The sequence below is a fragment of the Amycolatopsis sp. TRM77291 genome (assembly GCF_054166285.1).
Map to the genome: position 1 here is coordinate 442,539 of NZ_JBSZHF010000001.1, position 20,768 is coordinate 463,306.

Genomic DNA, 20,768 nt, shown 5'->3' on the forward strand with positions numbered 1-20,768 from the left:
TTCAGCTCCCTGCCGACAAGGCCAAATAGACGTCGAGCTGTTCGGTGAACTCGGTCAGGTCGGTGCCGAGCAGTTCACTCGCGCGCCCGATCCGGTACCGCAACGTGTTGACGTGGACGTGCAGCGCCCGCGCGGCCCGCGTCGGCGAGCCGGAGCATTCGAGGTAGACGCGCAGGGTGTGCACCAGATCGGTGCCCTGTTCGGCGTCGTAGCTCAGCAGCGGGCCCAGCACCCGCCGCCGCAACGCCGCCCGCAGGTCGTCGGGCGCGCCCGCCAGCAGCAGCCGGTGCATGCCGATCTCGCCGCCGGGGACGACCTCGATCGTGCCGGGCCGTTCCGCCGCCACGGCCAGCGCGTGGCGCGCGACCTCTTTCGCGCCCCGCAGCACGGAAACCGGGGAGCGGTCGCTGACACCGATCAGCACCCGGCGGCACGGCAACAGGGACTCGACTCCGGTCAAAGTGCCGGTCACCGTGGCGGGCCAGTCCTCGGGCCATTCGCCGTCGTCCCCGGCCAGTGCCCAGGTGGTCTCCCCGGCGGGGCCGACGAGTGCGCCCGGCGGCAGGAGTTCGGTCAGGATGCCGCGTGCCGCTTCGGATCCTTCGGTGCGCGCGACGACGACCCGCAGATCGCCGCGCAGCCCGGTCGCGGCCAGCGCCGCGTGCGGATCGCCCCCTTCGTCGAGCGCGGCGAGCAACGGTTCGAGCACCCTGTCGGTGACGGCCCGGACCTCGTCCGCCCGCGTGCGCGCGAGCCCGATCAGCCCGGCGAGTTCCTCGGCGATCTCGGCCTGTGAGGCGGTCAGCCTGCCGCCGATCGCGAGCAGCCACGGCAACGCGTGCCTGCCGCCGACGGGCCGGACAAAGACATCGTCGGCTTCGAGGGAACGCCCGCCCGCGGCGACGAACCGGCGCACCAGCTCCGACGGGGTGCCGACAGGCACCACCCAGCAGGGGAGCCCGATCTCGCCGCGCGCCCGTTCCAGGAGGGCTTCGACCGACGAGTCTTCCGTCGCCGCCGAAAGCAAACGTTTGCGGGCGCCTTCCGCGGCCGCGGCCAGTGCCAGGACGACGCGTTCGGTGACGACCGAGAACGACAGGTCCGCCGGCACCTCCAGCAGCGGGATCCCGTGTCGCGTACAGGCTTCGACGAGGTCTTCGGGGATCCCGTCGGAGTCGGCTCCGGAGGCCGCCAGCGCCGCCGCCCCCGCCTTCGCGAGTGCCGCGACGAACGCCTCCGAATCACCCGGCCCGCGCCACCACAGCAACCCGCTCAGGACGAGCTCGCCCGCCGACACGTACCGCCCGGGGTCGGACAGTTCCGTGACGTAGATCCGGGACACCGGACGGTCGAGCAAAGCCGTCCCGGCGCGGACGCGCAAGCGCAGCCCGGGGAGCGCGAGCAGAGTTTTCACGGTCGTCATCAGGTTTGTAGGAAAGCACAAAACGACCGGCGCGTGCAGGGGAGATTTCATGCTTCGGCACCGTTGCCGCCGTACGGGCGCAGGGCGTCTACTGAGTCAGCCGTCACACAACGCCGCCGAACCGAGGAGCCCGAGAGTGGATTTCCTGCGCCCCAGCTCGCTGACCGAGGCGCTCGCCGTCAAGGCCGAGCGGCCCGACGCGGTGCCCATCGCGGGCGGCACGGACGTCATGGTGGAGCTCAATTTCGACCACCGCCGCCCCGGCGCGCTGCTCGATCTCAACCGCGTCACCGAACTCGCCGAGTGGACCGAAACCGACGGCAGGATCCGCCTCGGCGCCTCGGTGCCCTACGTCCGGGTGATCGCTGAGCTGGGTGAAGTTCTGCCCGCGTTGGCGATGGCCTCGCGCACCGTCGGCTCGCCGCAGATCCGCAACCGGGGCACCGTCGGCGGCAACCTCGGCGCCGCCTCGCCCGCCGGGGACACGCATCCCGTCTTGCTCGTGCTCGGCGCCGAGGTCGAAGCCGCCTCCGTCCGCGGCACCCGGCTGATCCCGGCCGAGGAGTTCTACCTCGGCGTCAAACGCAACGCCCTCGAACCCGACGAGCTGATCACCGCGGTGCACCTGCCAGCCGAGGTCGGCCCGCAGCAATTCGCCAAGGTCGGCACGCGCAACGCGATGGTCATCGCGGTCTGCTCGTTCGCGCTGGCGCTGCACCTGGACACTCGCGAGATCCGCGCGGCCGTCGGCTCGGCGGCGCCGACCCCGCGCCGCGCGACCGCGGCCGAAGAGTTCCTCGGCGACGAACTTCCCTGGTCCACCAAGGCTTCGATCACCGATTCCGTCAAACGCCGGTTCGGCGAACTGGTCTCCCAAGCGGCGTCGCCGATCGACGACGTCCGCGGCAGCGCCGACTACCGCAAGCACGCGCTGTCCGTCCTGGCGCGGCGAACGCTGACCTGGGCGTGGAACGACTTCCAGAAGGGTGAACGCGAGTGCGCGTGAACGTGACGATCAACGGCGAGTCCCGCCAGGCCGACGACGTCTGGGAGGGCGAAAGCCTGCTGTACGTCCTCCGCGAGCGGCTCGGCCTCCCGGGCTCGAAGAACGCCTGTGAACAGGGGGAATGCGGCTCCTGCACGGTGTACCTCGACGACGTCCCGGTGTGTTCGTGCCTGGTCGCCGCCGGTCAGGTCGAGGGCCGCGAGGTGCGCACGGTCGAAGGGCTCGCCGAGGGCGACAAGCTGGACCGCGTCCAGCAGTCCTTTGTGGACGCGGGTGCCGTCCAATGTGGTTTCTGCACGCCCGGCCTCGTGGTGGCCGCGCACGATCTGCTCAACCGCGTCGAAAACCCCGCCGACGAGGAGATTCGCGAGGCGCTGGCGGGGAACCTCTGCAGGTGTACCGGATACGAGAAGATCCTCGACGCCGTCCGGTTGGCCGCGACCAGGGGAGAGACCACGTGAAGACCGTCATCGAGAACGCCGCGATCGCCACGGTCGACGGAGCGGGCACCGAGCACGCCTCGGGCCACGTCGTCATCGAGAACGACCGGATCGCGGCGGTCGGCGCGGGGAAGGCGCCCGACGGCGAGTACGACGAACGCGTCGACGGCTCCGGCTGCCTGGTCACGCCCGGTCTGATCAACACCCACCACCACCTCTACCAATGGGCCACGCGCGGCCTCGCCGCCGACCACACGCTCTTCGAGTGGCTGGTCGCGCTGTACCCGGTCTGGGGCAGGCTCGACGCCGAGATCACGCACGCGGCGGCCACGGCCGGGCTCACCCGGCTCGCGACCACCGGCTGCACCACGGTCGCCGACCACCACTACGTCTTCCCGCGCGACGGCGGCGACCAGGTCGAGGCCCTCGCCGCCGCCCGGATCCGGGTCGGCGTGCGGCTGCAGGTCGTCCGCGGCTCGATGGACCGGGGCGAGTCGCAGGGCGGGCTCCCGCCGGACAACCTCGTCGAGGAGACCGAGGCCGCGCTGCTCGGCACCGAGGCCGCGATCGAGCGGTTCCACGACGCCTCCGCCGGCGCGCATCTGCAGATCGCGGCAGGGCCGTGTTCGCCGTTCTCGGTGAGCGAGCAGCTGATGACCGGCGCGGCGGAATTGGCGCGCCGCAAGGGAGTCCGCCTCCACACCCACCTCGCCGAGACGGTCGACGAGGAGAAGCAGTGCCTCGCCGAAGTCGGCTGCACCCCGGCCGAATACGCCGACAAACTCGGCTGGCTCGCCGACGACGTCTGGCTCGCGCACTCGATCCACCTCGCCCCCGAGGCGATCCGGCGGATGGGCGCCACCGGCACCGGCGCGGCGCATTGCCCGACGTCCAACGGGCGGATCGGCGCCGGGATCGCCCCGGTCCGGCAGCTGCTCGACGCGGGGGTGCCCGTCGGGCTCGGCGCCGATGGCGCGGCGTCCAACGAATCCGGGGGCCTCGGCGAGGAACTGCACCAGGCGCTCTTGCAGGCGCGGCAGCGCGGCGGACCGCGCGGGCTGACCACGCGCGAGGCGTTGTGGATGGGCACGATGGGCGGCGCGCGCTGCCTCGGCCGCCAGAAGGACCTGGGCTCGATCGAGGTCGGCAAGCTCGCCGACCTCGCGGTCTGGAACCTGAACGGTCTGAACTACGCCGGGATCACCGATCCGGTCGCCGCCCTGGTGCTCGGCACGACCCCGCCGGTCGAGCGGCTGTACGTCGGCGGCGCGGCCGTCGTCGAAGGCGGAACACTGCGCGAGGAATCCGAAGACGAGATCGCCCGTGAGCTGGCCGTGGCCAGTGCGCGGCTGAGGGAGACGGTATGACCACCACTGAAGTCTCCAAGCAGACCACCGGGAACGGGGTGGGGACGAGCCCGCAGCGGCCCGACGGCACGGTCAAGGTCCGCGGCGAGTTCGCCTACTCCTCGGATCTGTGGCACGAGGACATGCTGTGGGGCGCGACGCTGCGCAGCCCGCATCCGTACGCGCGGATCACCGGCATCGACATCACCGAAGCCCTTGCCGTGCAAGGGGTGTACGCGGTGCTGACCCATGAAGACGTGCCGGGCGTGAACAAGTACGGGCTGGAGCACGCGGATCAGCCGGTGCTCGCCGTCGACGTCGTGCGCTACCAGGGAGAGCCAGTCGCGCTCGTCGCCGCGGACCACCCCGAGACCGCGCGCCGGGCGATGAAGCGGATCAAGGTCTCCTACGAGGTCCTCGAACCGGTGACGGACTCCGAGAAGGCCGCCGCCGGCGAGGGAGCCGAGCTGCACCCCGGCGGGAACGTCGTGCGGTACGCGAAGATCCGGCACGGTGCCCAGTCCGTGAAGGCCGACGTCGTGGTGTCCGGGGTCTACGAGGTCGGCATGCAGGACCAGGCCTTCCTCGGGCCGGAGTCGGGTATGGCGATCCCGGACACCGAAGGCGGTGTCGACCTTTACGTGGCCACGCAGTGGCTTCACGTCGACCAGCAGCAGATCGTCGCCGCGCTGGGCCTGCCCAAGGACAAGGTTCGGCTGACGCTGGGCGGGGTCGGCGGCGCGTTCGGCGGCCGCGAGGACCTCTCGATCCAGGTCCACGCGTGTCTGCTGGCGCTGCACACCGGCAAGCCGGTCAAGATGGTCTACAACCGCGAGGAATCCTTCTACGGTCACGTGCACCGCCACCCGGCGAAGATGTACTACGAGCACGGCGCGGACAAGGACGGTCGCCTCGTCTACGTCCGGGCGAAGCTGTACCTGGATGGCGGCGCGTACGCTTCGTCCACCGGCGCGGTGGTCGCGAACGCCGCGACCCTCGGCGTCGGTCCGTACAATGTGGACAGTGCTTCGGTCGATTGCTGGGGCGTGTACACCAACAACCCGCCTTGCGGCGCGATGCGCGGGTTCGGCGCGGTGCAGGCGGGCTTCGCCTACGAGTCCCAGATGGACAAGCTCGCCGAGGCGTGCGGCCTCGACCCGGTCGACATCCGGATCCGCAACGCGATGGCCGAAGGCAGCGTCATGCCGACCGGGCAGATCGTCGACTCGGCGGCCCCGGTCGCCGAGCTGCTGGAACGCCTGCGCGCCAAGCCGTTGCCGGTCACGCACGAAGAACTCGACCTGCGCCGCATGCCCGGCGGCGTCTCCAACACCACGCACGGCGAGGGCGTCGTCCGCGGGGTCGGCTACGCGGTCGGCATCAAGAACATCTGCTTCTCCGAGGGTTTCGACGACTACTCGACCGCCCGCGTGCGGCTGCAGCTCGTCGGCGGCGAACCCGCGGCGACCGTGCACACCGCCGCCTGCGAGGTCGGCCAGGGCCTGGTCACGATCATGCAGCAGATCGTGCGGACCGAACTCGGCATCGACCAGGTGACGATCCTGCCGATGGACACGAACATCGGCAACGGCGGTTCGACCTCGGCCTCCCGGCAGAGTTATGTCACCGGTGGCGCCGTCCAGGCCGCGTGCGTCGCGGTGCGTTCGGGGCTGCACAAGCACTTGGCGGGCAAACTCGCCACGGACGGGAAGCTGAACGTCGTCGGAGGCAAGGTCGTCTCCGCCGACGGCAGCGTGCTCGCGGATCTCGCCGACGTCCTCGGCGACGAGGTCTTCGACGAGACCGTGGAATGGCGGCACCGTCCGACCGTGCCCATCGATCCCGAGACAGGGCAAGGGAACGCGCACGTCCAGTACGGCTTCGCGGCACACCGCGCGGTCGTGGACGTCGACACCGAACTCGGCCTGATCAAGGTCGTCGCGCTCGATTGCGCGCAGGACGTCGGCAAGGCGCTCAACCCGCAGGCGGTGCTCGGCCAGATCCAGGGCGGTTCCGCGCAGGGGCTCGGGCTCGCGGTGATGGAGGAGATCCAGACCGACGGTGGGAAGATCCGCAACCCGTCGTTCACCGACTACCTGATCCCGACCGTGCTGGACATGCCGCCGATGGACATCGACGTCCTGGAACGGCCCGACCCGAACGCGCCGTATGGTCTGCGCGGGGTCGGGGAACCGCCGACGATCTCGTCCACCCCGGCGATCGTCGCGGCCATTCGCGCGGCCACCGGGCTCGCGCTGCCCCGCGTCCCGGTGCGTCCCGAGCACCTCACCGGCACCTGATACCTGTACTTTTCCGAGCTAGGAGCACATCCGTGGGTACCCGTCTGTCCATTTCGGAGTCCGACGAGCAGAAATGGCTCGCCGAAGCCGTCCGGCTGGCCACCTCGAACGTCGAGCGCGGCGGCGGACCGTTCGGCGCGATGATCGTCCGGGACGGTTCGGTGCTGGCCACCGGGACCAACCAGGTGACGCCGACGCTGGACCCGACGGCGCACGCCGAGGTGGTCGCGATCCGCGCGGCCTGCCAGGCGATCGGCGACTACAAACTCGACGGCTGCGTCCTCGTGACCTCCTGCGAGCCCTGCCCGCTCTGTCTTTCCGCCGCGCTCTGGGCGCGTGTCGGCAAGGTCGTCTACGCCGCGGACCGCCACGACGCGGCCGAGGCGGGCTTCGACGACCGCGAGTTCTACGACCTCTTTTCCCGTCCGCGCGAGACCTGGTCACTACCCGTCGGCCAACTGTCCCTTCCGGACTCCTTCGCGCCTTTCCAGGCCTGGCTGTCGAAACCCGACAAGAAGGCTTACTGATCCAGGTGAACCCGCGACCGTTATCGCGTCGCCAGGGCACTCGTTCTCAAAGCGACGTGTGTCAGGTGTGAGGAGGCGCCCTGCCGCCGCGATAACGGGGTCTTCGACCGGGGCGGGTTCACGTCGTAGTCGGCTGGTTCGGCTGCCACAACTGCTCCGCCGACCGGCTTGCTGAGCGAATCTTCCCGCCCCACAACGTTGTGGAGTAGGCATGACCCAATTAGGTACCGAGCGTCCCCACCTGCCCTCGCCCGAGCCGGGGCGGCTGTCCGGGCTCGACCGCTGGTTCAAGATCTCCCATCGCGGCAGCACGATCGGCCGCGAGGTGCGCGGCGGGATCACCACGTTCGTCGCGATGTGCTACATCGTGCTGCTCAACCCGCTCATCCTCGGCGCGTCGGCCGACATCACCGGCGCGAAGCTGACCACCGAGGCGATCACCACCGCGACCGCGCTGGCGGCCGGCGTCACCACGATCCTGATGGGACTGGTCGGCAACGCGCCGCTGGCGCTCGCGGCCGGTCTCGGCGTCAACGGGGTCGTCGCCTTCCAGATGGCTCCGGCCATGACGTGGGCGCAGGCCTTCGGGCTCGTGGTCCTCGAAGGCTTCTGCATCGTGCTGATGGCCGTTTCCGGTGTCCGGGAACGGATCATCAACGCGATCCCGATGGCGCTCAAGGTCGCGATCACCGTCGGCATCGGCCTCTACATCGCGCTGGTCGGCCTGGTCAGCGCGGGATTCGTGACCAGGACACCGGATTCGGCGCAGTCGACGGTGCCGGTGCGGATGGGGATCGCCGGCCATCTCGAAGGCTGGCCGATCGCGATCTTCTGCCTCGGGCTGCTGCTGATGATCGTGCTCGTGAGCCGAGGCGTGCCGGGCGCGGTGCTGATCAGCATCGCGGTCGCGACCGGGCTCGCGGTGCTGGTCAACAGCGTGTTCCACGTCGAAGGCTGGGGGCTGGTCGAACCGAAGGTGCCCGACCAGGTCGTGGCGCATCCCGACTTCAGCCTGCTGGGCGACATCGACCTCTTCGGCGGCTTCGGGTCGGCGGGCGCGGTGACGGCGGCGGTGTTCCTGTTCACGCTGGTGCTGTCCGGCTTCTTCGACGCGATGGGCACGATCACGTCCGTCTCGGAGGAGGCGGGGCTGGTCAAGAACGGCAAGGTCGAGGGGATGGGCCGGATCCTGCTGGTCGACGGCGCGGGCGCGCTGGCGGGCGGCGTCACCGGATCGGCGCCGAACACCGTGTTCCTCGAATCGGCCGCCGGCGTCGGGGAGGGCGCGCGGACCGGGCTCGCGAGCATCGTCACCGGCGCGCTGTTCACCGCCACGCTGTTCCTGACGCCGATCGCGGCGATCGTCCCGGCGCAGGCCGCGGCGCCCGCGCTGGTGGTCATCGGCGGGATGATGATGGCGCAATGCGCGCGGATCCCCTGGCGGGACCTGGATTTCGCGATCCCGGTGTTCCTGACCATCGCGCTGATCCCGTTCACCTACTCGATCACCAACGGGATCGGCGCCGGGCTGGTCGCCTACGTGCTGATCAAGATCTGCAAGGGCAAGATCCGCGAGATCGGCTGGATCCTCGGGATCCTGGCCGCGGTGTTCGGGGTGTACTTCGGGATCGAAGGGATCATGTCGTGGTTCTGATGTTCCTCAACGGCGGCGGGATGCGCGGCGGACCGCTGCACGAACAGTTGCGGGGCGCGCCGTTGTGCTGCGTGGCCCGGTCCGCGCCCAAGTACCACTACTACTCCGTGGGCGACCGGTTCCCGGCCATGCACGAGGGCGGTTCCGCGTCGGTCGTGGGCGAGGTCTACGACCTGCCGCTCACGGTGCTGCGGGATCACCTCGTCCCGGCCGAACCGCCGGAACTGGAGCTGGGCGTCATCGAACTGGAGGACGGCGCGGCCTGTCTCGCCACCGTCCTGCGTTCGTCCTATGTGGACTCGCCGGAACTGACGGACATCTCCTCCGTCGGTGATTGGCGGGCCTACCTCGCGTCCCGCTAGTGGTCCGTGAAGGCCTCCTTCCCTACCTTGAGAGTAGGGAAGGAGGCTTTCACGGAACGTCAGAGCACGAAGACGAGGTCGCTCGCCGCCGCGTGGAACATCTCGGGCGCGCCCGCGTAGAAGGACCGCCAGGCGCCGGGCTTACGGTGCTCGGCCGAAGCCGCGAAGGCCCAGGTGGTGCCGTTCCAGGTGGCGGTGACCGTCGCCGCCGTGGTCCAGCGGTAGGTGCTGAACGAGAAGTACTGGAGCTCGACCGGGATCGGGTTCGCGGTGTACCGGCCGGGGAACTCGATCGTGCCGGAGCCGGTCACCGCCTTGGCCGCGTCCCGGCCCGCCGCGAACGACGTGATCTTCGCCGGGTGGAGCACGACGATCTTCGCGGTGTCGGCGCCCGAGTTCGCGATCGACGGATCGGTGGAGAAGAAGTCGGCGCGGTAGTTGCCGGTGCGGATCGGGGTCAGCGTCGCGCTGTACGCGCCGGCGGCGTCAGTGACCGGCTTGGCCTGCGCTTCACCGCAGAAGCCGTTGAAGCAGAACGAGATGCCCACCTCGGCGCCCGCGATCGGCGTGGCGTCGGCCTTGGTGAGCTTCCCGGAGATCGTGACGGTCTGCCCGGCGTCGATCCTGGTGCCGCTGGTCGTCGTGGTGAGGGTGGACGGCTGGGCCTCGGCGGCGGTCGCGGGTACCGCGCCCGCGGTGAGCAGCGCGGCCGCGGCGATGGTGCCGATCACGAGCTTCCTGATGATCATGGGCTCCCCAAACGGATTCCGGTGTTGGCGACGGCTAGGTCGGCCGGAAGCCGTGATGCGTTGCGGGAAAATCCCGGTGTTCAGGATTCCGCCGTCGGTGCTTCACGCATCCGGGAGCAACGTGCGCGCGTACGCCACCGACGAGGCACCCGCGACCTCGAGCGCTTCGGTGTTACGCAGCGAACGGCTCAACACGAACGCTCCTTCGAGGCTGTTCACCAAAGCGATGGTGAGGCGGCGCGCGGCTTCGGGTTCGAGGCCGTACTTGCCCAGCTTCTCGGCGCCGGTCTCGATCCACGCAGTGAAGACGTCGGCCGTCGCGATCCGCAGCTTCTCGTTGGTGCCGGCGACCTCCAGCGCGACCGTCGCGATGGGGCAGGCGTCGGCGTAGTCGGTCGCCTTCAGCGTCTCGGCGGCGCTGGCGAAACACGCCTCGATACCGTGGACGAGGTCCGGCTCGTCGGCGAAGAAGATCTCGAACAGCGCGAGGTACATCATCCCCGAAGTGCGGATGACCTCCTCGCCGAGCTGTTCCTTGCCGCCCGGGAAGAAGTGGTACAGCGAGCCGAACGGCGCGTTCGCCGCCTCGACGATCTGCTTCACCCCGGTGCCGGTGTACCCGTTGCGCCGGAGCAGCTCGGCGCCGGCGTTCACGATGCGTTCCCGCGTTCCAGTCACGCCTCCCATGATAGAGCGTTCTATCAAGTTTCGATGGTCCCTTCGACCTTGGTTCACCTTCCGGCGCTACCTGCGGTCGATGTCCGCCCGGTGTGCCCGGCCCTAGCGTCGTGAGCCGTTGGGAAACCAAAGGAAGAAGGGGGAAGTGCATGAAGCGGTTCTTGGCAGCCGGGTTGCTCCCGGTGATCGTGGGCGGGCTGCTCGCCGGAGCCACACCGGCTTCGGCGAGCGTCCCTGCCCACTACGCCGACCAGAAGCTGGATTGGCACCCCTGCGCGGCGGAGGAACTGGTCACGTTGCCGCCGGGCACCGACATCAGCGGGCTCGAATGCTCGACGTTCCGCACACCCCGGGACTGGGATCGTGCGGGCGAGCGGCAGGACCTGACCATCGCCGTCAGCAGGCTGAAGGCCGCCGGCACCTCGACGGCCTCGGTGCTCACCAACCCGGGCGGGCCGGGCGGACCCGGGCGCTGGTTCCCGGTGACGTTCCGCGGGCAGGAGAAACTGCGCGAGCACCAGGACATCATCGGCATCGACGTGCGCGGGACCGGCAAGAGCACCAACGTCACCTGCCGGGGCACGGCCGATCTCATCCGGCAGCTGGATCCACGAGACCGGGATCCGCGCAATCTGAACCAGATCCTGGCCAACGCCGAGCACGTGGCCAGGTCCTGCCAGAGCGCCGGCGGCGAACTCGGCCCGCTGATCACCACCCACCAGACGATCCGGGACTTCGATCTGCTCCGGACGCTGCTCGGCCGCGAGAAGATCAACTGGGTCGGGTATTCGGGCGGCACCTGGCTGGGCGCGCATTACGCCCAGCAGTTCCCGCAACGGACCGGGCGGTTCGTGCTGGACTCCGCGACGGAGTTCACCACGGACTGGCAGAAGACGTTCGACCGGCAGCCGGTCGGTTTCGAACGGCGCTGGCGGCAGGACTTCCTGCCGTGGATGGCGCGGTACGACGCGAAGTACCACTTCGGCACCAACGGCGAAGAAGTCCGGCAGAACTACGAGCGGGTCCGCTACGCCTTGTCCCGCAACCCGCTGAACGGGAGCGGGCCGATGGAACTCGACACCGCCATCATCTACATGCTGTACAAGAAGGCGACCTTCCCGGCGCTGGCCGGCCTGCTGGTCAAGATCCGGGACGCGATGGAGAACCCGGCGGTCAGGGCCGAGGCGAAGGCCGCCGTCGACGCGGCGGGTGACCACCCCGACGCGCAGGACGCCACCTTCTGGAACACCCTCTGCGGTGAGGGACGTTTCATCGGCACCCGCGAATCGCTGATCCGCGCCTCACAGCGGAACCTCGATCGCGGTCTGCTCCTGGCGGGTGGCGGCACCCTGAACGCCTCGGTCTGCCTGTTCTGGGACAAGGAACCCCGTCCGCTGCCGAAGATGGACGGCAAGGGGGTCCCGCCGGTGCTGATCGTGCACTCCGAGCACGACCCGGCCACGGCGATCGAGGGCGCCAGGAAGGCGCACGCCGGGTTCGCGAACTCGCGGATGCTGACCGTGACCGGTGAGGGTGACCACGGGCTCTACGCCGACGGGAACCCCAAGCTGGACGAGATCGTGGACGCCTACCTGGTCGACGGGGTGGTCCCCGCCGACCAGAGCGTCCCCGGGATGCCGCTGCCGGTGCCGGCTCCCTAGCGACGCCGGGCCGCCTGCTCCCCGTGTCGCGAAAGCCACTTTCGAGACGCCAGACGTCCCGAAAGTGGCTTTCGCGACGTGGCCGGTGCCCTAGAAGGCGGCGAGGGTGTGCCAGGCCAGGCCCGGATCCTCGGCGTCGTCGCGGAGGACCACACCCTCGATCAGGCNGCGAAAGCCACTTTCGAGACGCCAGACGTCCCGAAAGTGGCTTTCGCGACGTGGCCGGTGCCCTAGAAGGCGGCGAGGGTGTGCCAGGCCAGGCCCGGATCCTCGGCGTCGTCGCGGAGGACCACACCCTCGATCAGGCCGTACGGACGGTCGGCGGCGTAGAAGACCTCGTTGTCGTTCTTCAGCCCGAACGGTGACAGGTCGACCAGGAAGTGGTGCTTGTTCGGCAGTGAGAGCCGGACTTCGGCGACCTCTTCGCGTTCCTTGAGCACAGCCTCTCCCATGGCGTACAGCGTCTGCTGCAGGGAGAGGCTGTGCTTGTCCGCGAAGGTCTCCAGCAGGATCCGCCGGACCTCCGCGTGGCTCGTGGCCCAGTCGATCCCGTCGCCCTGGTAGCGCCAGCGCGCGGTCACGGCGGTCGCGAGGATCCGGTCGTTCGTCTCGGCCAGCGTCGTGTACTCGTCGCGCGGGAAGCCGTGGAACTCCGAGCCGGTCGACTTGAGCACCACGAGATCGTCCAAACCGGACACCACCCAGGCCTGGTCGCCCTGCACGGTCACGGCGGTCGTCCGCTTTTCGCTGCCCGCCTGGGAGAACGCGTGGTCGTGGCCGGAGATGCGGTTCCAGCCGTGTTCGTCGATCAGGATCCGGGCGCCGGTGATGTGCTCGAACGAGCCGACGAAATGGCGTCCCAGCCGCAGCGCGAAGTCCTCGATCTCGCCGACCGGGGCTTCCTTGGCGAAGGCGTAGACGGTGTTCTTCTGGGTGTCGGTCGCGACGACGTCGGCGTTGTCGCCGGTGAGATGCGTGGCCGCGAGGTCGCCGCGAAGCGACGTCGAAACGGTGAGGTCCTTGAGGTGGTGGACGGTGCCTTCGCGCTGGACGGTGACGAGCCGGACTTCGGCCTTGCCGTACTGGTTGGGGCCCAGGGTGATGGCCACGGGCGATCAGCTCCCTCGATAGGTGGAATAGGCGAACGGGCTCAGCAGCAACGGCACGTGGTGGTGCTCGGTCCCGTCGGCGATGCGGAAGGTCAGGGTGACTTCGGGGAAGAAGGAGTCCGGGCCGAGGTGGGCGCCGGTGTCGAAGACCAGCCGGTAGACCCCGGGTTCCAGGGTGTCCGGGCCGAGGTCGCGGATCCGGCCGTCGGCGTCGGTCCGCCCTTCGGCGACGGGTTCGCCCGCGCCGGTTTCGAGCCGGACCCCGACGCCTGCCGCCGGCCGTCCCGCGGCGGTGTCGAGGATGTGCGTGGTTACGAGGCTCATGCCGTCACCGCCTTTTCCAGCCGCAGCGCGGCGATCCTGGCCAGCTCTTGACCGGCCACTTCGAGTTCCTTTTCGGGGTCGTTCGAAAGCCTCGAACGGAGGTTCTCCAGCAGCTCGGCGCCGCTCCGGCCGCTCGCGCAGACCAGGAAGACATGCCCGAACGTCGCTTCGTACTCGGCGTTGGCCGCGGCGAACTCGCGTGCAGCGTCACCGTCCACACCGGACTGTTCCGAGCGCGACCAGCCCGCTTCGGTGCTCTTCCCGCCCGCCTTCTCCCCGATCCGGGGATGGGCGGCCATGGCGCGCCGGACCTCTTCGGGGCGCAACGGGGTGAGCGCCCCGGCCGCGGCGAGCAGCGCGGCGAGATCGGCGTACGGGCGCCTGGCCAGCAGGGTCTCCACCCAGCGCGGGACGTCGAGGCAGGCGGTCAGCGCCGGCCGGACGTCCTGTGCGGGAGCCTCGTTGAACTCTCGAATGGTGAGCGGCACGGGAACCGACGGTACGGCGACGATTCCGCCGCCGTCAACATTTTGTTGAAACAGCTCTTCAGTCTTGGTCCCGGTTGAGGTAGTTGTAGACCGTGAACCTCGTGACCCCCAGTGCCTCCGCGACGGTCGACACCGACTTGCGGAGCCTGAACGCGCCGCGTTCCTTGAGCAGCCGCACCGCGCGCTGCTTGGCGGCGCGGTCGAGGGTGTCGAGTTTGCCGCCGAGTTCGCGTTCGACGTCGCCGATGAGCCGGGCCAGCGCGCTGTGCAGTTCGACGGCGGGCTCGCTCGTTTCGTCGCCGACCTGCCGGAGCTGGAGGGTCACGCGGGTGGCGCCGCCGTTCAGCGCCGCCCTGGCGATGGCGGGGAGCGCGTCGAGCAGGGCGTCGGCGTCGCCGCGGACGAGGGTGCCGAGCGGGCCGAAATCGGCGGACAGGCCCGCGTCCTCCGCGGTGTCGCGGGCTTTGACGGCGTGTTCGGGTGGCGGACCCTCGCCGTGGAACGGTTCGCTGGTGAACTCGGCTTCTAACTGCACCCAGCGAAGGTAGCGCCGCCCGGCCTCGTTGACGAGCAGGGTGGCCGGAGTTAATGTCGGAGTGCGAAACCTCGATTCCACTAAGTGGAAGTTGGAGGCTTTAGATGGACTTGGTGATCAAGGCCGCCCGGGCGGTGACGGCCGCCGGCGAGGTACCCGCGACCGTCGGTGTCGACGGGGGCCGCATCGTCGCGGTGGAGCCCGCCGGAGCCGATCTGACCGGCGAGCGGGTGCTCGAACTCGGTGAGGACGTCGTCCTGCTGCCGGGACTCGTGGACACGCATGTGCACGTCAACGACCCTGGCCGCACCGAATGGGAGGGATTCGCTTCGGCGACCCGCGCGGCCGCGGCGGGCGGCGTCACCACGATCGTGGACATGCCGCTGAACAGCCTGCCGCCGACGGTCGACGTCGCGTCGCTGGAGGTGAAGCGCAAGACCGCCGAGGGTCGCGTGCACGTCGACGTCGGTTTCTGGGGTGGCGCGATCCCCGGCAACCTCGCGGACCTGCGCGGCCTTCACGAGGCCGGAGTGTTCGGCTTCAAGTCCTTCCTGCTGCATTCCGGGGTCGACGAGTTCCCGCCGCTGGACGCGCGCGGCCTTGAAGAGGCGATGACCGAACTGCGGACCTTCGACGGCATGATCATCGTGCACGCGGAGGACTCCGACGCGATCGACCATGCGCCCGATCCGCACGGCGAGAAGTACGAGGACTTCCTGCACTCGCGGCCGCGCGGCGCGGAGAACGTGGCGATCGCGCAGGTCATCGAGCTGGCCAGGAAGACCGGCGTCCGCGCGCACATCCTGCATCTGTCCTCTTCGGACGCCCTGCCGATGATCGAGAGCGCGCGGCGCGACGGCGTGCGGCTGACCGCCGAGACCTGCCCGCACTACCTGAGCTTCACCGCGGAGGAGATCGGCGACGGCGCCACGCAGTTCAAATGCTGCCCGCCGATCCGCGAAGCCGGGAACCGCGAACTGCTGTGGAAGGGCCTCGCGGACGGCGTCATCGACTGCGTGGTGACCGACCATTCGCCGTGCACGCCCGAGCTGAAACGCTTCGACAGCGGCGATTTCGGGCTCGCCTGGGGCGGGATCGCCGGGTTGCAGCTCGGCCTGCCCGCCGTCTGGACGCAGGCGCGGCAGCGCGGGTTCGCGCTCACCGACGTCGTCCGCTGGATGGCCGAACATCCGGCCGCACAGGCGGGGATGAGGCGCAAGGGACATCTCGCGGCCGGCTACGACGCCGACTTCAGCGTGTTCGCCCCCGACGAGGCGTTCGTCGTCGACGTCGCGAAATTGAAGCACCGCAACCCGGTCAGCGCCTACCACGGACGGCCGCTCGCCGGTGTCGTCCGGAGCACGTGGTTGCGAGGCGAGGAGATCACCGGTGAAGACCCGGCAGGCGTTCTGCTGACCCGGGGAGACTGCTGAGATGGAGGATGCCGTGAACGACCGTCCTGAGTGGACAGCCCTGCCCGATCTGGCCTCGCGCAGGTTCGGCGGGACCGTGATGTGGGCGACGGACGAGTTGTTCGCCGAGAAGGAGAACCTGGTCAATCCCTGGGTTCCCGCGCATCGGGCGGAGACCTTCGGCCCCAAGGGGCAGGTCTACGACGGCTGGGAGACCCGGCGGCACCGCGAGCCCGGCGACGATCAGGCGGTGATCCGGCTCGGCCTGGCGGGCGCGATCACGGGCGTCATCGTGGACACCGCGTTCTTCAAGGGCAACTACCCGCCGTTCGTCTCGGTCGAAGCGTGCGCCGTCGACGGCTATCCCAACGCCGCCGAATTGTCCGAAGCGGACTGGGACGTGCTGGTGAAACGCGGCGCGGCGGCGGGGCACACGGAGAATTTCTTCGAGATCGGCGGGAGCAAGCGCTACACGCACGTCCGGCTGACCATGCATCCCGACGGCGGGGTGGCCCGGCTGCGGGTGCACGGCACGCCGATCCCGGACCCGCGGCTGCTCGACCTCGGCGCGCTCGACCTCGCCGCGCTGGAGAACGGCGCGGTGGTCACCGGCTGCAGCGACATGTTCTATTCCTCGCCCAACAACCTCTTCTCGCCGGGCCTCGCCGCGCATCAGGCCGAGGGCTGGGAGACCGCGCGGCGCCGGGACGACGGGAACGACTGGGTCACCGTGCGCCTCGCCGGCGCGGGCGTCGTGCGGTTCGCCGAACTGGACAACAGCAACCTCAAGGGCAACGCGCCGGGCTGGGCGGCGCTGAGCGGCCGGGACGGCGACGGCGAATGGGCCGAACTGCTGCCGAAGACGCGGTTGCAGCCCGACACGCGGCACCGGTTCGCACTCGCCGAGGGGCCTGAGGTGACCGAGGTCCGTCTCGACATCTATCCCGACGGCGGGATGGCACGACTACGACTCTTCGGGGCGCTTTCCGAGCGAGGCCGCGCGGATCTCACTTCGCGTTTCGAGGCGGCGCGCTCCTGACGCATTTCGTCCTCTGAATGCGGTGATCGGCATCGAGAACTACCGCGTTTAGAGGACGAAATGCGGCTCAGCGCTGAGCGCCGGGCCGGTTCAGGTACGCGGAGAACAACGAGAGAACGGTGCCGATCGAGAAGATCGCGGTGAGCCACCATGCGCCGCCGATGGACAGGTTCCACACCAGGGCACCCACCATGAGCACCGCCATGACGATGTTCCTGATCTGCAGCGGCGTCGGTTTGGCCATGCCGCCACCCTCTCACGGGCGGCGGTCGCGCTGGTCAGGGGGCGGGCTGGCGACGGGAGCTGATCACGCCGGTGTCGAACCCGGCGAGGTGGAGCCCGCCGGCGAACCGGGCGTGCTCGATCTTCACGCAGCGGTTCATCACCACGTCCAGCCCCGCCTCCTTGGCGAGGTCGGCGACGGGCTCGTGCCACAGGCCCAGCTGCAGCCAGAGCGTGCGCGCCTTGGCCTCGACGACCTCCTCGGCGACGCCGGGGAGGTCGTCGTGCTTGCGGAACACGCTGACCAGGTCGGCCTCGCCGGGCACGTCGGCCAGCGTCGGGTAGACCGGCCGCCCGAGGAGCTCGTCCAGCCGCGGGTTCACGAAGTCGACCTCGTACTTGCTGGAGGAGAGCAGGTACGTCGCGACGAAGTAGCTGGGCCGCGCCGGGTTGTTCGAGGCGCCGACGATGGTCACCGACCTCGTGCGCGAAAGGATGCGGCGGCGTTCGACCGCGCCGACGTCGTAGGTCATCCCGCCACCGCCTTGCCGAGTGCCTGATCGAGATCCCACAGGATGTCGTCGACGTCCTCCAGCCCGACCGACAGGCGGATCAGATCCGCTCCCACGCCCGCCGCGCGCAACTGGTCTTCGGAGAGCTGCTGGTGGGTGGTGGACGCCGGATGGATGACCAGCGTCCGCGCGTCCCCGACGTTCGCCAGATGCGACAGCAGCTCGACGGAGTTCACGAACCTCTCCCCGGCCGCGCGGCCGCCGTCGACACCGAAGGAGAACACGGCGCCCGGCCCGTCGGGCAGGTACTTCTTCGCGCGGTCGTGATGGGGATGGTCCGGCAGGCCCGCGTAGTTCACCCAGGCCACCCGGTTGTCGTTCGCGAGGTACTCCGCGACGGCTCGCGCGTTGGCGACGTGGGCGTCCATCCGCTGCGGCAGTGTCTCGACCCCTTGCAGCAGGAGGAAGGCCGAGTGCGGTGAGAGGACCGCGCCGATGTCGCGCAACTGCTCGGCTCGGAGCCGGGTGCAGAACGCGTACTCGCCGAAGTTCTCCCAGTACTTCAGGCCGCCGTAGCTCTCGACGGTCTCGGTCATCCGCGGGAACTTCCCGTTGCCCCAGTCGAACTTCCCGGACTCGACGACCACGCCGCCCAGCGTGGTCCCGTGCCCGCCGAGGAACTTCGTGGCCGAATGCAGCACGATGTCCGCGCCGTGCTCGATCGGACGGCACAGGTACGGCGTCGCCAGCGTGGCGTCGACGACCAGCGGGATGTCGTGCGCGTGAGCGAGCTCGGCCAGCCCGGCGATGTCGGCGATCCCGCCGCCGGGATTGCCGATGACCTCGGTGAAGATGAGTTTCGTCCGGTCGGTGACGGCGGCCGCGTAGTCCTCGATGCGGTCTCCGTCGACGAAGGTGGTCTCGATACCGAAGCGGCGCAGCGTCCCGGTGAGTTGCGTGACCGTCCCGCCGTAGAGCCCGCCCGCCGACACGATGTGATCGCCGGCCTCCGCGAGGGCGGAGAAGGTCAGGAACTCCGCGGCCTGGCCGCTGCTGGTCGCGACCCCGCCGATCGCGCCTTCGAGACTGGCCAGCCGCTCCTCGAAGGCCGCGACCGTCGGATTGCCGATGCGGCTGTAGATGTTGCCGTACTTCTGCAGGGCGAACAGGTTCGCCGCGTCGGCCGCGTCCTCGAAGACGAAGCTCGTGGTCTGGTAGATGGGCACGGCGCGGGCGCCGGTCGCCGGGTCGGGCGTCCCGCCCGCGTGCAGGGCGCGGGTGCGGAAGCCCCAGGTGCGTTCACTCATCGCGCCCGACGCTACCTCGCGTCCCACTCCGTGACCATCGTTCCCAGCCCGTGGCTACCGTCGTCGCGCGTTACCCGAGCGCGGCGCGCAGCCGCCGGTCCCGTTCCTCCGGGGTCTGCCGCGGGCAGCTGGTGCACTTCGGGTTGCCCGCTTCGTAGATCAGGCAGCAGGAAGCCCGGCGTACCACGGTGTTCCGCCCGATCCGGGAGAACCGCGGTTCCGGCATCCCGAGCCCGATCGCGGCCACGAGCGGCCCCGCAAGTTCGATCGCTCGCGCGGTGTCCCCGGTCCACAACAGGCGGTTGCCGATCGAATCCGTCGCGATCGCGCCCAGCGCGCGCGGATTCGCCCCCGTGACGGCCGAGATCGTGCCGATCGCCGTGCCCAGCGTCCCGGCGAACGCGGCACCGAGTTCGGCGAGGCCGCCGTCGAGGCGCCGTGACGACCGGGCACCGGTGAAACGGCCGTCCGGGACGAGGTCGATCGTGACGGCGTCGAGCGACGGGTCCAGCGGCTCACCACGTACGAGCGACTCGACGGAGGGCGCGACGAGGACGGAAGACAGCGAGTACCACCAGATCGTGCCGAGCACTTCGGGCCGTGAGCAGCCGTAGAGTTTCGCGGCGCCGCCGATGCGGGCGCCGACCCAGGCGGCGTCGGCGAGCAGGGTCGCGGGTGCCTCCATCAGGGCACCGGCCGGTACAGCGTGACGCTGAACGAGGTGGTGACGTCCATCGGCGCGGTGATCGCGTCGAGGCGTTCACGGCGGCCATCACGGTGCAGGTGGTGCGCGCTCGGCCCCATCTCGACCACCTGGCGGATCCGGGCAGGCGCCAGCGTCACCCCCTGTGTGACGTCGTGCCGCTCCACCCGGGTGAAGCGTTCGCCGAGGGTGTCCTCCAGCCGCGCGTCCTTGCCGCCGTCGACGGAGATCACCAGATCGCCCAATTCCCGGAGGTGTCCCGGGTTCGGCGTCGCGACGACCAGCAGCCCGTCCGCGGTCAGGACGCGGTGGAACTGCGGGGCGTTGCGGGGCGCGAAGACGTTGAGGATCAGCGACGCGCTCGAATCCGCCACCGGCCAGGGTTCCCACAGATTCCACACGGCCGCGCCCGCGCGCGCGTGCGCGCGAGCGGCCCGGCGCAGGGCGACGGCGGAGACGTCGAGCGCCAGTCCATAGGCGGCGGGGACGGCGTCGAGCACGTGCGCGAGGTAGTACCCCGTGCCCGCCCCGGCGTCGATGACCATCCCGTTCTCCACGTGATCCGAAGCCACCTTCGCGAGGGCGTCGGCGAGAGGCAGGTAAGCACCGGAAGAAAGGAGGTCGACGCGGGCCGCGACCATCGGCGCGGTGTCCGCCGTGCCGGCCGGGATGCGCGCATGCAGAAGATTGACGTAACCCTGCTTCGCTACGTCGAACGAGTGGCCCCGGTCGCAACGCACCGTGCGCTCGGTTAGCCCGACCGGGTCACCGCAGACCGAACACCGCAAGGACCGGACGATCGCCGGTGGCAGGGGGTCATGGCCGGAAACACGCGCGTTCATGGGCCTATTCGACCACGAGGTTTCGCAACCGGACAGAACGCACCAGGTCAGCGGAAACCTGGCCGTAACAACGCCGCACCGACAGTTCACGCGGGTGAAACCTGAATCGCCGCCCGAGGAAACACCGCG

Annotated in this window: 22 protein-coding genes; 10 read left to right on the forward strand and 12 right to left on the reverse strand. The window is 69.8% G+C overall.

The features are described from left to right. Position 1 precedes the first annotated feature (1 nt). Complete coding sequence (locus ACXIZN_RS02055) at positions 2-1,423, reverse strand: PucR family transcriptional regulator (protein WP_457952233.1); 1,422 nt, start codon at positions 1,421-1,423, stop codon at positions 2-4. Between the two features lie 136 nt (positions 1,424-1,559). On the opposite strand from ACXIZN_RS02055, the gene ACXIZN_RS02060 reads away from it, so the two are divergent. The 7 genes from ACXIZN_RS02060 (at position 1,560) to ACXIZN_RS02090 (ending at position 9,058) form a co-directional block, all read left to right on the forward strand. Next, positions 1,560-2,429, forward strand: coding sequence for an FAD binding domain-containing protein (locus tag ACXIZN_RS02060; protein ID WP_457952235.1), 870 nt, complete (start codon positions 1,560-1,562; stop codon positions 2,427-2,429). After that, on the forward strand, positions 2,420-2,890 hold the full coding sequence (locus tag ACXIZN_RS02065; protein WP_125673221.1) for a (2Fe-2S)-binding protein: 471 nt from the start codon (positions 2,420-2,422) through the stop codon (positions 2,888-2,890). Before ACXIZN_RS02060 ends, ACXIZN_RS02065 begins: the two co-directional genes overlap by 10 nt. Beyond that, positions 2,887-4,236 (forward strand): 8-oxoguanine deaminase, encoded by a 1,350-nt coding sequence (locus ACXIZN_RS02070; protein WP_457952236.1) that lies wholly within the window; start codon positions 2,887-2,889, stop codon positions 4,234-4,236. Before ACXIZN_RS02065 ends, ACXIZN_RS02070 begins: the two co-directional genes overlap by 4 nt. Then, a complete protein-coding gene (gene pucD / locus ACXIZN_RS02075) occupies positions 4,233-6,515 on the forward strand; it encodes a xanthine dehydrogenase subunit D (protein WP_457952238.1) in 2,283 nt (760 codons plus the stop codon). The genes ACXIZN_RS02070 and pucD overlap by 4 nt, the downstream gene beginning before the upstream one ends. 32 nt (positions 6,516-6,547) lie before the next feature. Continuing rightward, entirely contained in the window at positions 6,548-7,042 is a 495-nt protein-coding gene (locus tag ACXIZN_RS02080; RefSeq protein WP_126733435.1) for a nucleoside deaminase, read from the forward strand. A 211-nt stretch (positions 7,043-7,253) separates the two neighbouring features. Next, positions 7,254-8,696, forward strand: a complete 1,443-nt coding sequence (locus tag ACXIZN_RS02085) for an NCS2 family permease (protein ID WP_457952239.1) — start codon at positions 7,254-7,256, stop codon at positions 8,694-8,696. Continuing rightward, a complete protein-coding gene (locus tag ACXIZN_RS02090) occupies positions 8,687-9,058 on the forward strand; it encodes an allophanate hydrolase-related protein (protein ID WP_457952241.1) in 372 nt (123 codons plus the stop codon). Before ACXIZN_RS02085 ends, ACXIZN_RS02090 begins: the two co-directional genes overlap by 10 nt. Positions 9,059-9,117: 59 nt before the next feature. Here ACXIZN_RS02090 and ACXIZN_RS02095 read toward each other — a convergent pair whose 3' ends face one another. Beyond that, the gene (locus tag ACXIZN_RS02095; RefSeq protein ID WP_457952243.1) at positions 9,118-9,807 is read right to left on the reverse strand and encodes a hypothetical protein; all 690 of its coding nucleotides are present in this window, start codon (positions 9,805-9,807) and stop codon (positions 9,118-9,120) included. Positions 9,808-9,909: 102 nt separating this feature from the next. Next, the gene (locus ACXIZN_RS02100) at positions 9,910-10,494 is read right to left on the reverse strand and encodes a TetR/AcrR family transcriptional regulator (RefSeq protein WP_457952244.1); all 585 of its coding nucleotides are present in this window, start codon (positions 10,492-10,494) and stop codon (positions 9,910-9,912) included. A gap of 140 nt (positions 10,495-10,634) precedes the next feature. Here ACXIZN_RS02100 and ACXIZN_RS02105 point away from each other — a divergent pair, with 140 nt between their 5' ends. Beyond that, positions 10,635-12,146: an alpha/beta hydrolase gene (locus tag ACXIZN_RS02105; RefSeq protein ID WP_457952246.1), complete on the forward strand. Its 1,512-nt coding sequence runs from the start codon at positions 10,635-10,637 to the stop codon at positions 12,144-12,146. A gap of 230 nt (positions 12,147-12,376) precedes the next feature. Here the strand turns inward: ACXIZN_RS02105 and pucL are convergent, their stop codons facing one another. The 4 genes from pucL to ACXIZN_RS02125 are packed head-to-tail and all read right to left on the reverse strand — an operon-like array spanning position 12,377 to position 14,602. After that, positions 12,377-13,255 carry a factor-independent urate hydroxylase gene (gene pucL, locus ACXIZN_RS02110; RefSeq protein WP_034310855.1) on the reverse strand — a complete coding sequence of 293 codons (879 nt, stop codon included), beginning with the start codon at positions 13,253-13,255 and terminating at the stop codon, positions 12,377-12,379. Between the two features lie 6 nt (positions 13,256-13,261). Next, positions 13,262-13,579, reverse strand: coding sequence for a hydroxyisourate hydrolase (gene uraH, locus ACXIZN_RS02115; protein ID WP_034310857.1), 318 nt, complete (start codon positions 13,577-13,579; stop codon positions 13,262-13,264). Then, a complete protein-coding gene (gene uraD / locus ACXIZN_RS02120; RefSeq protein WP_457952248.1) occupies positions 13,576-14,067 on the reverse strand; it encodes a 2-oxo-4-hydroxy-4-carboxy-5-ureidoimidazoline decarboxylase in 492 nt (163 codons plus the stop codon). Before uraD ends, uraH begins: the two co-directional genes overlap by 4 nt. 58 nt (positions 14,068-14,125) lie before the next feature. After that, positions 14,126-14,602: a helix-turn-helix domain-containing protein gene (locus tag ACXIZN_RS02125; RefSeq protein ID WP_457952249.1), complete on the reverse strand. Its 477-nt coding sequence runs from the start codon at positions 14,600-14,602 to the stop codon at positions 14,126-14,128. 104 nt (positions 14,603-14,706) lie between these two features. Here ACXIZN_RS02125 and allB point away from each other — a divergent pair, with 104 nt between their 5' ends. Together allB and alc are read left to right on the forward strand one after the other, a co-directional pair. Next, positions 14,707-16,035 carry an allantoinase AllB gene (gene allB, locus ACXIZN_RS02130; protein WP_457952250.1) on the forward strand — a complete coding sequence of 443 codons (1,329 nt, stop codon included), beginning with the start codon at positions 14,707-14,709 and terminating at the stop codon, positions 16,033-16,035. Position 16,036: 1 nt separating this feature from the next. Next, complete coding sequence (gene alc, locus ACXIZN_RS02135; protein WP_457952252.1) at positions 16,037-17,053, forward strand: allantoicase; 1,017 nt, start codon at positions 16,037-16,039, stop codon at positions 17,051-17,053. Between the two features lie 67 nt (positions 17,054-17,120). On the opposite strand, the gene ACXIZN_RS02140 is transcribed toward alc, so the two are convergent. From ACXIZN_RS02140 to ACXIZN_RS02160, 5 genes are all read right to left on the reverse strand, one after another. Next, positions 17,121-17,297 (reverse strand): hypothetical protein, encoded by a 177-nt coding sequence (locus ACXIZN_RS02140; RefSeq protein WP_457952253.1) that lies wholly within the window; start codon positions 17,295-17,297, stop codon positions 17,121-17,123. A gap of 34 nt (positions 17,298-17,331) precedes the next feature. Continuing rightward, on the reverse strand, positions 17,332-17,808 hold the full coding sequence (locus ACXIZN_RS02145; RefSeq protein ID WP_457952255.1) for a CoA-binding protein: 477 nt from the start codon (positions 17,806-17,808) through the stop codon (positions 17,332-17,334). Continuing rightward, a complete protein-coding gene (locus ACXIZN_RS02150; RefSeq protein ID WP_457952257.1) occupies positions 17,805-19,094 on the reverse strand; it encodes an O-acetylhomoserine aminocarboxypropyltransferase/cysteine synthase family protein in 1,290 nt (429 codons plus the stop codon). The genes ACXIZN_RS02145 and ACXIZN_RS02150 overlap by 4 nt, the downstream gene beginning before the upstream one ends. A gap of 70 nt (positions 19,095-19,164) precedes the next feature. Then, positions 19,165-19,779: a (2Fe-2S)-binding protein gene (locus tag ACXIZN_RS02155; protein WP_457952259.1), complete on the reverse strand. Its 615-nt coding sequence runs from the start codon at positions 19,777-19,779 to the stop codon at positions 19,165-19,167. Beyond that, positions 19,779-20,639: a putative RNA methyltransferase gene (locus ACXIZN_RS02160; RefSeq protein ID WP_457952261.1), complete on the reverse strand. Its 861-nt coding sequence runs from the start codon at positions 20,637-20,639 to the stop codon at positions 19,779-19,781. Before ACXIZN_RS02160 ends, ACXIZN_RS02155 begins: the two co-directional genes overlap by 1 nt. Positions 20,640-20,768 lie beyond the last annotated feature (129 nt).